Annotated in this window: 3 protein-coding genes; all 3 read right to left on the bottom strand. The window is 44.8% G+C overall.

Annotated features, from left to right (window positions below; all coding sequences use genetic code 11):
* Positions 1–159: 159 nt before the first annotated feature.
* The 3 genes from AAEO56_RS05890 to AAEO56_RS05880 all read right to left on the bottom strand — a co-directional run bounded on the left by AAEO56_RS05890 (position 160) and on the right by AAEO56_RS05880 (position 14,823).
* Positions 160–5,892, bottom strand: a complete 5,733-nt coding sequence (locus AAEO56_RS05890) for a T9SS sorting signal type C domain-containing protein (RefSeq protein WP_341696106.1) — start codon at positions 5,890–5,892, stop codon at positions 160–162.
* Between the two features lie 271 nt (positions 5,893–6,163).
* The gene (locus tag AAEO56_RS05885) at positions 6,164–11,356 is read right to left on the bottom strand and encodes a GEVED domain-containing protein (protein WP_341696105.1); all 5,193 of its coding nucleotides are present in this window, start codon (positions 11,354–11,356) and stop codon (positions 6,164–6,166) included.
* Positions 11,357–11,805: 449 nt separating this feature from the next.
* On the bottom strand, positions 11,806–14,823 hold the full coding sequence (locus AAEO56_RS05880) for a T9SS sorting signal type C domain-containing protein (RefSeq protein WP_341696104.1): 3,018 nt from the start codon (positions 14,821–14,823) through the stop codon (positions 11,806–11,808).
* Positions 14,824–14,980: the final 157 nt, after the last annotated feature.

The following is a 14,980-nucleotide window of genomic DNA, read 5'->3' as shown; positions in this document are numbered from 1 at the left end:
TTGCAGTTTAAAAATATGTTAATTTTTTGTAAAAAACAAACCCTATTTTGTGACAATTTTATGAATTACACACCGAAAATACAGTTTTACCAGTTATATTTAAAACAAAAACCCCTGCAACAATTAAGCTGCAGGGGTTTGTTATTTTGGATATTTCGCTTAGAAAATGATCTTTTTGCTTACATCGCCTTTAGTGGTTGCAATATTGATGATCAGCACCTGTTTCTCTGCCTGAAGGCCATTGATAACTGTGGTGGTGGCATTGATATCTTTTCCGCTGTAAAGCAGCCTGCCCCGTGTATCGTATACCGATACGCCTGTCATATCCACAGTACCGGAGTTGATGTTGATGCTGTTGCCTTCTTTATAAACAATTACGCTGTTGCTGTCCAGTACCGGGTTATCGGTACTAAGCGGCTGGGCATAAAGTATATTGAACCTGCCTGTGGTAATGCCTGCTTCTGTGGTAAATGCATACCCGCCCTGTTTCAGGTCGTGCGTGATGTTGAGCAGGTTATCCTGAAGGTAGATGTCCTGGCCCGCTTCAAACACACCATCCATGTGGTCAAGTGCGATGGTGTAGCTTCCTGCCGTTGTGGCCTGGTAGCCCATCGGTACAACATCAGACGCATCAAACGATGGCCTTGCCTGTATGCCCAGTGTCTCTTCTCCTGCAAGGGAGAACAGCGTCAGGTCGCCGTCGTTTACAAAGGCTTTTCCATCCCATCCGTAGTCAAGGCTTAAGGTGGTCATATCTGTATAGCCGATAGCTGCCTGAGAGAAGCTGTCCTGGCCTGAAAGGTTCAGCCAAAGCCTCGAAACAGCGATCTGGCTTTCATCCTGCGCTGTGCGGAAGATCTGACCATTGTTAACCGCAGTACGCATGCCGTTATTGAAATGTACTGTGCTGCCTGTAGCCTGCACAATAAAGCCCTGGCCCGGGTTGATCACCCATGTGTTGGGTGCGCCGTTAAAGGCGTTACCACCGGCATCGCCCCATGCATTGCCTGTATTGGCGGTATAGGCCAGCTTGGTTACCCTTGCATAGTAGCTTGTAGAGGCATCGTTTTTCTTTCTCCAGAAGTAGAGCGCCGAACCGTCTGCTATTGTGCCTGTATTGGCAGCATAGAAAGCAAAGATATTGATTGGTGATGGGTAAGGGTTACCTACCGCGTTATAGCCCTGGCTTACCCCCGACTGCTGCGGTGTAACGGCAACATCTACATCACCATTATTAGGTGTACCTGTAAAAGTACCCTGCCATGGGGTTCCCGGTGTCTGTGCATTTACAAAGGCCGGGTGGGTATTGGCAACACGTATAAGGTAGCCTGCGCCTTCGGCAAAGGTTGTTGTGCCTGGCATTGTAGCATACTCGTCACTTAGCGGGTTGTAACGGTAAAAACGGTTAGAGAGCGTTTGCGGTGATAAGCCGGCAAGCGTCTCCCCGCCTACTGGTGATGACCACATGGCATAGTCCAGCCTGAATAGCGGCGCACTGTTTTTCGCTACGGTTATCGCACCTGTATTGTCTACATCGTTTACCTGGAGTAGGTTTCCGTTGTTTTCTATTACAAAATTAGCTGCTCCTGCGTTGTTTACCACTTCGTTTTGAACGGTAAGGTTAGTACCCGATGCTATGGTAAAGATTCCTGAATTTAATACTAACTGGTTTGCGTTGAAAGTACCATTGGCTGAAGTATTGTAATTGCCTTGTATAATTGCATTATGGTTACTTGTCGGAGGCGTTCCGGCAGTCCATACCGTACCATTCCATACATTGGAAAGCTTTGCTATAGCGGTAATCACGTTTGAATTAGCCGATGTACTGTTAGGCCCTTTTGCCCTTACCCTATAGTAGTAGGTTGTCCCTGCAGTAAGGCCTGTAACATTTTTAGAAGTCGTATTCCCAACCGAAAGGTTATCGTAACCGGTAACAAAGGTTGAATAAGCGATCTTAAAGTTGTCCAGGTAAAAACGGTTGCTGTTTGTAGTCTGTATCCTAATCTTCGAGCTGGCTGTACCTCCGGTAATAGCAACTGTTTTTGAGCCACCTGTACCAACACTTATGTTTGATCCTACCTGCGTAAAAGTTGTACCGTTTGGAGCATGCAGCACCTGGATCGATGTATTATCTGTACCAAACTGTGATACATCGAAAGTTAAGGTCGCAGTGCCCCCATTACCTGAAAGGTCAATAGTAGGGGTAGTGATAACTCCGGCAGTTGAGCTAGCTGAAAGTTTCACGTTGCCCGGCCCTTCCCAAACAGAAGTACCCGTCCATCCGGCATTTTGCAGGTAGTTATTAAGGCTGCCTGCTATATTGGTACTCGTACCATTACCGTTACATCCTGAAAAATCTTCAGAGATCACAACTGCGCCAAAAGCTGTTGTTGTGGCCACATCCAGGAAATATTCTGTTGCAGCGGTACTTGCATTCCAGTTGGCTATAAATCCTGTTGTACCCGCAGTACCATCATAGGTAGCTGCTGTTGCAACCGGTGCGTTTACGGAATTTGTCGTAAATGTCACCTCATTGCCATAAGCAGTAGTTGTACCATTGGTAGCATATGCCCTTACATAATACGTTTTGTTATCAATAAGGCCCGTCATATTGGCAACAAAAGTTCCCGAACCTGTGCCTGCAGATACAACTGTATTGGCAAGTGTAGGGCTGGCTGTCGTTGCATAAACAACACCACGTGCTATAATTGCCGAACCTCCGTCATTGGTTATAGTACCTCCGGATGTCGCAGCATTATAAGTAAGGTTTGAGATCGCAGCCGTTGTTAGCACAGGCCTGGCACTTGCAACAATGACAATATTGTCTATTGCAAGTGGTATCCCGGAACCTGTGCTGGTATCGTTAACCCACCTGAATCGTAATTTCCTGATACCTCCTACGTATGGCGTAAGAAGTATCTCTTTATTCTGGAAAGCAGAAGAAGATCCAAAAAATTCTTTTGTCGAACTGATCAGAATATCCGCCCCTCCTGTATTTATATATACTTCGCCATAGTCATATATACTACCGCCCACAGTACCTTCCCCACCGCTCTTCCAGTCAAATGTAAGCGTAGCAGCAGTTGCAGATGTCAGGTCAACATAAATATCGGCATACGTATCAGCGGCCGAACCTGTAGTATAAGCATATGTTGAACCGTTACTTGAGATATATAACGACTTCGTACCGCCATTTTGGGTAGCTGTACCTATTACCCATTTGTTAGTACCGGCAGCACCAAAAGCAAAGTCAGTAGTAGCGGTTTCAAAGTTTTGGTTGTAAGGTAAAGTCACAGGAACGGTAGTGGTTGTAAAAGTACCCTGTGGTGAAGAATAAGTAGTACCTGCAGTATTAGTAGCATACGTCCTATAGTAATACGTAGTATTGATAGCCAATGATGACATCGTTACCGAAAAATTCCCTCCTGATATATTATTACCGGGATATTGTACGCCGGAACCCGGAGTAAAATTAAGTGTCTGGCTTATTTCTACCCCATATGCCGTAATAGCACCGCTGCATGCAGCTACTGATGCACTACCCGTAATTGTAGCTCCCTGCTGGGATACACCTGTAGCAGAGGCACCTGCACTTACGGTTGGGGCAAAGGAATTTACTACCTGGATGTTAAAGGCAGTTTCATCGGCAGTAGTAGCTGTGTATACGCGAATATAATAGGTAGTACCAGAAGTTAATGATGCAGCATTAAGTGTTTCACTACTTGAATTTACAGTAACAGCAGTACCTACGGTTGTGCTGTTTGTAGGGCAGGCATCCGCATATAATCCCATATCTATATCCTTAGTAGTACCTGTAACATTGATGGTATACGGACCTGTACAAGCTGCAACAAAAGTGTACCAAACATCTTTTTTGCTTGTAACTCCTGTAATGGTAGTATAAGTGGCCCCTACATTCGTTCCTGCTATTGCGGCTGCATTTACAGTCAGAGCTGTTGCGTTGCCACAAAGGTCATTTACCGGCGGTATAGAGAATGTATTCGAAGTTACACTTGTAAGTCCCGGCGATGTAAATTGTATCGTAGCTCCTGTAAGGCTTGTAGGTGTACTGGCTGTAAGCCCGCTGAAAGTTGCAGTACCTGCCGTGGCGCTTATTGTAACAGTACCGCCAAGTGTCCATGTGGCCGCAGTGGCCGTGGCAGTGATCGATGCCGTACTTGTGGTAGGGTTACCATACTGATCCCTTACTACAACTACAGGCTGTGCCGTTAGTGTACCTCCGTTAACAGAAGGCGCTGTAGGCTGTGTTGTAAGCGCAAGCCTTGCAGCTGCACCTGCACCAATAGCCTGAGACAGGGCCGGTGTAGCGGTATAATTCGTTGAATTTATAATGATAGATCTCGTTGCTGCGGTTTGCAGCAATGCCGCCGGACTGGATGCCGAAGGCGTGAATGTAATTTGCCCTGCAACTGTTTTATCATAAGCACCAGCTGCAAGCGTAGTACCATCAATGGTTATGCTTGTAATACCATTCCTCCACGCTGCATTTTCCGTAAAAGTAATTACAAACGGTGCATCAACAGTTGCGCCCACAGCTGCTGTAAGTGCAGGAGGTGTACCTGTTGTGGTAAATGTGGAAAGATTACTGTACGTATACGTCGTTCCATCATAAAAATAAGACTTATAGTTGTAGGTTGTTTCAGCAGTAAGGCTGGACACCGGAAGCGAGAAATCGCCGATAGTGGTTACACCTGCAACAGCTGTTTTGGTTACACCTGTACCGCCAACGGCAGGATTATTATTATCTGAAGCCTTTGCAAAAACAAAGCCTTTCTCTATAGTTGTAGGACAAACGCCAAATTTATATACATATGATTTTATTGTCGCAGAAGATGCAGTTTTATCTTGTGCAGCTAAAACCTGGAAATCGGCGGCTACAGGCGTAGTTCCCGTACCTGTAAGGTTGATAGTTCCCGAAACCGCATTGGTTGTTGTGCTCGAAGCCGTAAAGGTTGCCGTTTTAGAGCCTGATGTTGCCGGTGAGAAAGTTCCTGTAAAGGTAGCCGTACCGCCATTAGCCGCTATAGTTGTAGAAGAAAGCCCGGTTACTACAAAATCAGCATTGTTCGTACCACTTGATACAACGCTCACTCCTGAGGCCGCAACCGTGCCGCTGTTCGTTATCGTATATGTTATAGGTGTTGCAGCAACAGTTGGACAGGTAGAACCATGTCCGGATGTACCGGTAATCGCAAGGATCGGCGCACTGGATACAGTACCTGTTACTTTGAAATCGTCAACCACCCATCTTTCACTTGTTGCATTATTCAGCAACGTTATCCTTACCCTTAGGCTGCTTACAGCAGGAAGCCCGGTCACTTTGACTGTGGAATATCCATTCGTTGTCTGTGCTCCGGTAGTTGTAGGTGCAAAATCTACCGGTGTAGCATTACCATCATAAGCAGTACTTGCGATCCCTGTACCTGAAGCAAAACCCCAATAGCTATTCGGCCCAGAACCTCCGCCTACACGTACTGTACTCCACCAGTTGGTCCCTCCATCAGGGCTCACTTCTACAGTTACAAAGTCGTTAGAATCAAGACCATTAGTAGTGCTGCCTATACTGAAGGCCGCAAGCCTGAAAGACATCTCGATCCCAGCATAAGCTGAAGTATTGATGTTCCCAGATGTAAGCGTCGCAGTGGCGTTGCTTACACCATATGCTGCTGTTCCTTCAGAATACTGAGCGACAGAAGAAGGACGGTCGCTTGTAGTTGTACTGGTATTATAAAAAGCTCCTCCGGCTACTGTTAGCAGCGTACCAGAGCCGTTCAATCCATCGGAAGCTATCTGCCCCCATGAGTTTAATCCCACCAGCATGGCTGCGAAGAGCAGCACTTTCGTAAAATGTGATAGTAGCAATTTTTGCATAATTTAGATAATCGTAGTTAAATTTTGATTTTTTTAGCCTGCAAAGATATATTAATTTTTCATTAATGAATTGTAAATAAATAGCAGATATATGATAATTATACTTTTAGACTCACAAAACACATCACAACGCCACTAGTTAAAAATTATTTTAAAGTAATTCAAAAAGCGAATAATTTAGCATGTACGAGTCGATTTGCAGAATTATAAAACAAAAAAATCCCCGGCCTTAACGACCGGGGATTCTCACAAATTGTATTATTGAACTGTTTTAGAAAATGATCTTTTTGCTTACATCGCCTTTAGTGGTTGCAATATTGATGATCAGCACCTGTTTCTCTGCCTGAAGGCCATTGATAACTGTGGTGGTGGCATTGATATCTTTTCCGCTGTAAAGCAGCCTCCCCCTTGTATCGTATACCGATACGCCTGTCATATCTGCAGTGCCGGAGTTGATGTTGATGCTGTTGCCTTCTTTGTAAACAATTACACTGTTGCTGTCCAGTACCGGGTTATCGGTACTAAGCGGCTGGGCATAAAGTATATTGAACCTGCCTGTGGTAACACCTGCTTCTGTTGTAAACTCATACGCTCCTTGATTCAGGTCGTGCGTGATGTTGAGAAGGTTATCCTGAAGGTAAACATCCTGGCCTGTTTCGAACACGCCATCCATGTGGTCAATCGCAATGGTGTAGCTTCCTGCTGTTGTGGCCTGGTAGCCCATCGGCACAATATCAGACACATCAAACGATGGCCTTGCCTGTATACCTAGTGTTTCTTCTCCTGCAAGGGAGAACAGCGTCAGGTCGCCGTCGTTTACGAAGGCTTTACCATCCCATCCGTAGTCAAGGCCTAAGGTGGTCATGTCTGTATAGCCGATAGCTGCCTGCGAGAAGCTGTCCTGGCCCGAAAGGTTCAGCCAAAGCCTTGAAACAGCGATCTGGCTTTCATCCTGCGCCGTGCGGAAGATCTGACCATTGTTCACCGCAGTACGCATGCCGTTGTTGAAATGTACTGTGCTGCCTGTAGCCTGTACGATAAAGCCCTGGCCCGGGTTGATCACCCATGTATTGGGTGCGCCGTTAAAGGCGCTACCACCTGCATCGCCCCATGCATTGCCTGTATTGGCGGTATAGGCCAGTTTGGTTACCCTTGCATAGTAGCTTGTAGAGGCATCGTTTTTCTTTCTCCAGAAGTAGAGTGCCGAACCGTCGGCTATTGTGCCTGTATTGGCAGCATAGAAAGCAAAGATATTTATTGGTGACGGGTAAGGGTTACCTACAGCGTTATAGCCCTGGCTTACACCCGACTGCTGCGGTGTAACGGCAACATTTACATCACCATTATTAGGTGTACCTGTAAAAGTACCCTGCCATGGCGTTCCAGGAGTTTCAGCATTCACAAAATCAGGGTGGTTATTCGCCACACGGATAAGGTAGCCTGCGCCTTCGGCAAAGGTTGTTGTGCCCGGCATTGTGGCATACTCATCACTTAGCGGGTTGTAACGGTAAAAACGGTTAGAGAGCGTTTGCGGTGAGAATCCGGCAAGCGTCTCCCCGCCTACTGGTGATGACCACATGGCATAGTCCAGCCTGAATAGCGGCGCACTGTTTTTCGCTACGGTTACTGCACCTGTATTGTCTACATCGTTTATCTGGAGCAGGTTTCCGTTGTTTTCTATTACAAAATTAGAGGCTCCTGCGTTGTTTACTACTTCATTTTGAACGGTAAGGTTAGTACCTGATGCTATGGTAAATATCCCTGAATTTAATACTAACTGGCTTGCATTGAAAGTACCATTGGCTGAAGTATTGTAATTACCCTCTATAATAGCTTTATCAATGTTTGTTGGCGCCGTTCCGGCTGTCCACACTGTACCATTCCAGGTATTTGATTTACCAGTTGTTACTGATATTTCATTCGAATTTAGCGATACAGGTGTAACCGCCCTCACTACATAACGATATAGTGTATTCGAAGCAGCACCTGTTACATCATGGCTGATAATGCCATTGACTGCCGTAGCATTCACCGTTTTGTCTTGATAGCCTGTCAGGTAAGTATTTGTAGTAGTGCTGTATGTTACTGTAAGGTCATCGAATGCAATGTTACCTGAGTTTTTGGTATATGTAAACCTGAATTTAACTAACCCTGAAGGTAATGCAGGGCTTGAAGATGCATTATATGTTTTGATCGCACCCGTTGTAGGGAATCCTGTATAACTGTTGACAGTAACCCATGATGTACCGTTATAACCCTCAATAAGCAGGATACTGTTAGTACCTCCATTGGCTCTCACATAGAAACTAAGTGAAGTGGCAGCGCCAGGATAAGTAGCGGTTTCCAAAACATCCCCGGTATTATCTATTTGTAAAGATGGTGATGCAACACCATAATTTCCTGCTGAAGTGTATGTACCATTAACTGTTGTTGACCAGCCACTTGGAACGTTAAAGCCGGAGTTAAACGGCTCGGTAGTTGTTGCGGTAGATCCTGTAGACTGGTATACATCCAACCTGTATGATGTAGCGCCTACAACTTCATTCCAGCGTGCTGTGAATCCTGATATACCTGTATTTGTTGCCGAAAGAGCTACCGGTGCCGCAGTACCTGCACCTATATTAAGGGTATAATCTTCCACTTCCCCATACGTACTTGCACCACATGAGTTTGCTGTTTCGCCTGACGAAGTATCGAAAAGCCTTATCCTCATACGCACAGTGCCTACAAAAGCATCACTTGGAATTGAAATGGTACCCGAATAAGGCCCCACACCTACCCCACTGGTAAGCGAAACACTTTCATTAGTATCTTCAAAATCGCCATCTTTGTTCCAGTCAACATACAATAGGCCTTTATCAGTAACATAACCTCCGCCATTATTGCCATCGAGGGTAATAGTAATTGGATAGCTCAGGTTGCGCTCTACCTGAAATATTGTAGAAGTAAAGTTTGTGTATGATGAAGAGCCTGAAGTATTGGTAACACCATTTACATTGACCGATGCAATATACTCGTCAATATTTGTTGCAGAAGCAGCACAGTATTGCACCACCGGAACATCGCTTATTGAAACCCCTGAACTCCAGCTGGAGCCTTTGCGGGTAAATACTTTAAAATAATAGGTTGAACCGTTTGTTAGCCCTGTTACTGTAACTGTAGCCGCCGAACCTTTGTAAACTACATATTCGTCGGTAGCAATTGCAGTACCTGAACCAAATGCTGCATTGGCCGTGTAAGCCGATCCCGTTCCTGAAGGCGTTGCCGTTACTGAACCTGAAAGTTTTGCAACAACAAGAACTTCGTCAAAACAGCTGCTGTTTGTCCATGTCAGTGCAATTTGCCAGGATGCAGGGGCTGTTGTTGCAAGCGAAGTCACATTTACAGGAGTTAAACATACTGTAGTGAATGTTCCCTGTGCAGTATAAACGGTACCACCGCTATTAGTAGCAAAGGCTTTATAATAATAAGTTGTTGCAGGTGCAAGAGAACTTACATTTATGATGAATACTCCTGTACCGAATGAGCCGGTTTCCGAAACTTTTATACCGTCGATAATAGCAAAACCATTGGTAGTGCTGTAATATATACCGCGTTCGGTAACAGCGCTACATCCTATTGCAGTTGCATTACCGCCCAATACTGCCGTTGATGCTGTAACAGAGGCGCTGGTTGGGGCTGAAATCGTTGGCGCAGTGTTTACACCGGCGCCTGTAACAGGTTTGTTAAAGCTGGTATTGACACCAACTCCTGATATTACGATATTTCCGTTGTAGGACTGAACAGCCAACGGTGAGAATTTTACAAATATTGTTTGAGAAACAGCGCCGCCTGCATGGCTAAAGCTCAATGTTGGCGTATAAGTGCCTCCGGTTGTAGTAGCATACGTATAACCATCCAAAGCTGCAAGGCTGATATTTCCTGCTTTCGCGTTTCCTGTCAATGCGAAGCTCGAAGCGCCTGAGGTGGTGTTAATACACTGGTTGCCCAAAGCAAGCGTACCGGCAGAAATAAAAGCTTCGGCTACTGCCGTTATAGTTATATTACCCGAAGTAATAGGATCTCCGGCAGTCAGGTGTGATCCCGGTATAGCAATATTTAATGTCGTTACGCTGGTATCAAAATCAGTATCATTATAAGATAGTATAGCTGTAGCCTGCGTATTCGAAACCCTGGTTACCGATGCAAGGCTAACACCCGTTGGCGCATTATTTAATACAAATCCTGTTCCTGCGAACGAACCCGCATCTACAAAAGTTTCCCCATTTAAAGTTATAGTAAATGAAGCATTGTTAAGCGTGCCCTCATTCAACGTTCCTGAAAGTGTCGCTGTTGGGTTTGTTGTAGTAAATGTCCTTACCGTACCATACGTATAGGTAGTACCGTCATAAACATACGACGTAAAGCTGTAATCTGTATTTGGCGTAAGGTTCGTAAGCCCTAAAGTATAGGCACCTGTTGCAATGCTGCCAACACTTGTTTTAGTTACGCCACTGCCTCCCACCTGCGGATTAGCATTTGCTGAAGTAAGTGAATACACAAATCCTTTTTCAGTACTGCCCGGACATACACCCAATGTTGTAACGTTACCATTAAGGGTAGCTGTAGTGGCGCCTACCGGACTGGCTGCAGATGAAGTGACCGCCTGTGTTACTGTCGTTGAAGTTGTACCTGTTAATGAACTTGTGGGAGAATTACTTCCCGAAGTTGTACTTGCCACAGTAATAGTTGCTGACTGTGGTGTTGTGCCCGTTGGTGTAAAAGTAACTTTATAAGTAGCTGTGCCATTCGCCGCAATAGTAGTTGACGACAAGTTGCTCACAACAAACTGTGAATTATTTGAAACCACTGTAATGCCTGATGCCGAAGTACCTGTATTTGTAATTGTATAGGTAACTCCTGTTGCCGCAGTATTTTGGCATACAGGGCCATGAGCTGTAGGTGTACCAGTAATGGCGAAGATTGGAGCAGATGTATATGCTGTCCAGGATATATCGTCAATAATAATTTGATTACCACTCGTTCTCAATTCAAGTACAACATTGCCAGAAACATTTATATTACCTGAATACGACTGAACAGTACTATTTGAAGCATTCACAGTAATCGTTGAACCTATTTTAACACTATTAACATAAACATCGATCGATCGTGCTCCTGTTCCTGTAAAACCCCTTACATAATTAAACTGTAAAGTCCCCATACCTCCGGAATAGGTGGGTGAGGTCACTGTACCGCTTCCATTTGTACAGATAGCTTTACCATTTAAAGTTTGATCAGTTCGCGCCGAAGTAGCTGTCCAGGTAACTCCATTTGTTCCGGTCCAACTTCTACTTGCATAACTTGATGCACTGGCAGGTATATTAGAAAAATTCTCACTTCCCTGTCCCCATAAATTTAGTCCCGTCACCATCGTCGCGAGGAGCAGCACTTTTCCTAAATGTAATTGTAACAATTTTCGCATAAACAGCATTTTTTTATTTAATTAGTAGCTTTTTGTGGGTGTTCTAACAAAGTGCAAATTTATGGTTTTTTTTTCGAGTAATTATATACGTGGATACTGAAATACAAATAAATAAACCCTTTATTAACATTAAAGTCAAATAGATAGCAAATCATTAGGTGTTTTGTTACGGCAATGTAAAATCACAGTTACCATAATATTTAGCGGGTAAATCTACCCTCAATAAATACTATTTTAAATAAAAAACCCTTCATCCTAAAAGGACGAAGGGAAGCCATTAAACCACACCTTACTTTAATTTAAATGGCTTTTTTTATCTTTAGGGACATTAGGAATACAACCAATTATTGCCCTATATACGAAACAGGAATGGTTATGGTTTTTTTTTCAATAAAAAAATCCCTTACCGGGTTGATAAGGGATTTAGTTTAATATTAGATATAAGTACATCAGTATACAAACTTCCTGCTTACATCACCTTTAGTGGTTGCAATATTGATGATCAGCACCTGTTTCTCTGCCGTCAGGCCATTGATAACCGTGGTGGCGGCATTGATATCTTTTGCACTGTAAAGCAGCCTGCCCCGTGTATCGTATACCGATAGGCCTGTCATATCAACAGTACCTGAGTTGATGTTGATGCTGTTGCCTTCTTTGTAAACAATTACGCTGTTGCTGTCCAGTACCGGGTTATCGGTACTAAGCGGCTGGGCATAAAGTATATTGAACCTGCCTGTGGTAATGCCTGCTTCTGTGGTAAATGCATATCCGCCCTGTTTCAGGTCGTGCGTGATGTTGAGAAGGGTATCCTGTAGGTAAACATCCTGGCCTGTTTCGAACACGCCATCCATGTGGTCAATCGCAATGGTGTAACTTCCTGCCGTTGTGGCCTGGTAGCCCATCGGTACAACATCAGACGCATCAAACGATGGCCTTGCCTGTATGCCCAGTGTCTCTTCTCCTGCAAGGGAGAACAGCGTCAGGTCGCCGTCGTTTACGAAGGCTTTACCATCCCATCCGTAGTCAAGCCCTAAAGTGGTCATGTCTGTATAGCCGATAGCTGCCTGAGAGAAGCTGTCCTGGCCCGAAAGGTTAAGCCAAAGCCTTGAAACAGCGATCTGGCTTTCATCCTGCGCTGTGCGGAAGATCTGACCATTGTTCACCGCAGTACGCATACCGTTGTTAAAATGAACGGTGCTGCCTGTAGCCTGCACAATAAAGCCCTGGCCCGGGTTGATCACCCATGTATTGGGTGCGCCGTTAAAGGCGGTACCACCGGCATCGCCCCATGCATTGCCTGTATTGGCGGTATAGGCCAGCTTGGTTACCCTTGCATAGTAGCTTGTGGAGGCATCGTTTTTCTTTCTCCAGAAATAGAGGGCCGAACCGTCGGCTATTGTGCCTGTATTGGCAGCATAGAAAGCAAAGATATTTATTGGTGACGGGTAAGGGTTACCTACAGCGTTATAGCCCTGGCTTACCCCCGACTGCTGCGGTGTAACGGCAACATTTACATCACCATTGTTAGGTGTACCTGTAAAAGTACCCTGCCATGAAGTTCCCGGTGTCTGTGCATTTACAAAGGCTGGGTGGGTATTGGCCACACGTATAAGGTAGCCTGCACCTTCGGCAAAGGTTGTTGTACCCGGCATTGTGGCATACTCGTCGCTTAGCGGGTTGTAACGGTAAAAACGGTTAGAGAGCGTTTGAGGTGAGAAGCCGGCAAGCGTCTCCCCGCCCACAGGCGATGACCACATGGCATAGTCCAGCCTGAATAGCGGCGCGCTGTTTTTCGCTACGGTTATCGCGCCTGTATTGTCTACATCGTTTACCTGGAGCAGGTTTCCGTTGTTTTCTATTGTCAACGACCCTTCCTCTTCTACAACGACGTCATTAGTTACTATAAGGTTGCTTCCTGACCTTACCACTACGTCGGCTCCGTCAAGTATAGTAAGGCTTGCGGCTGAAGCTGTACTATTTCCTGAGATGTCCGGTTGACTGCTTGCGGCAGTTATCACTGCATTTTCAAATTCTGTTGGCACTTCGCCGCACGACCAGTTACCTGCATCATTCCAATCGGAATTTCCGGCTGCACCATTCCATACATTATCATTCAATATCACTACAACAGAACCTGATGTTGCTTCGGGGCAGTTACCGCTTTTTACTATAGCCCGGTAGTAAGTAGTTTGTGCTATATCTGTAAAATTTAAAGTAGTACCTGTATTGCTAATATCAGAGATGGCAGCGCTAAAATCGGATACTGCAGAAGATTGCCATTTAACTATACTTCCCGTATGCCCGGATAATGTCAGTGTACCGCTATTATCCATCGTACAAAATTCGTAATTCCCTGATACCTGACCACCTGCTGATGGAGGATTTACAGTAATGGTTGCAACTGATGAATTCGCTGAAGCGCAAACCCCGCTTGTAACCACCGCCCTAAAATAGGTGGTAGCCGTTAACGCCCCAACAGAAGCTCCCGTAAGTGTCGTTGTAGTATTGGAAATATCAGTAACCCCTGATGTAAAATCGGATGAGGTGGAACGCTGCCATTTGGTTACACTACCGGTATGGCCGCTTAGTGTAAGGTCTGCTGGCGTGCTGCCGCTGCAAAGCGTCTGGTTTCCTGATATGCTTCCTCCCGCCGATGCCGGACTAACTGTGATGGTTGCAACTGATGAATTTGCCGAAGAGCAAACTCCGCTTGTAACCACCGCCCTGAAATAGGTGGTAGCCGTTAACGCCCCAACAGAAGCTCCCGTAAGTGTCGTTGTAGTATTGGAAATATCGGTAACCCCAGATGTAAAATCGGATGAGGTAGAACGCTGCCATTTGGTTACACTGCCGGTATGGCCGCTTAGCACAAGGTTTGTTGGACTACTGCCGCTGCAAAGCGTCTGGTTTCCTGATATGCTTCCTCCTGCTGATGCAGCGCTTATTGTAAAATATGCTTTGTAGTTGGCTCCGTTATTACCAGCATATACGGTACCTCCGCTACACGTAACCGTAGCATCGGAATATACTTCCATTGTGTAATTTCCCGCGCCAAGGCCAGCGAGCAGATTGGTATTATAACCAACGTTTGACCACATTTGATCCTGACCTCCACAACCATTATTAAAACCACTGGTATAACCTATAGTATTCGAGACGAAATTTCCGGGAGTTGTACCGTTGAGGTAGATCCTGTAATAAAGGCGCGTACTTGTGAGATCGCATCCGCCACATTTATAAATATTGTGCTCCGCTCCCTTAAACACCATTCCGTTTGCAGAACCCTGGCAAAATGTACCAATGGTAGCGTTATTAAAATCGTAATTTGATGTATTGCCATTAAGGTCGTAATACAAATTTCCGTTACCATTTATACTAAATACAATAAACGTATTATTAAAGCCTGCACTTTGTGCGAAAATACCATTTGCTGCAAACAAAATAAGTAATAATAATATTTTTTTCATATCCTTGAAAATTAAGGCATTAGTAACCTAATGCACAGTCTATGAAACAAAATTACATCTATTTTATAAATAACATCAATATGTTAATTTTAACAGTTTTACTATAACGTTTGCGTGTTAATAAGTTTTATTTTTTTCAGTAAACCATCAATATTTT

Source organism: Flavobacterium arundinis (genome assembly GCF_038289855.1).
Classification (GTDB): Bacteria; Bacteroidota; Bacteroidia; order Flavobacteriales; family Flavobacteriaceae; genus Flavobacterium; species Flavobacterium arundinis.
Note: the sequence above shows the minus strand (reverse complement) of the source record. Positions and strands in the feature narration are given on the sequence as shown.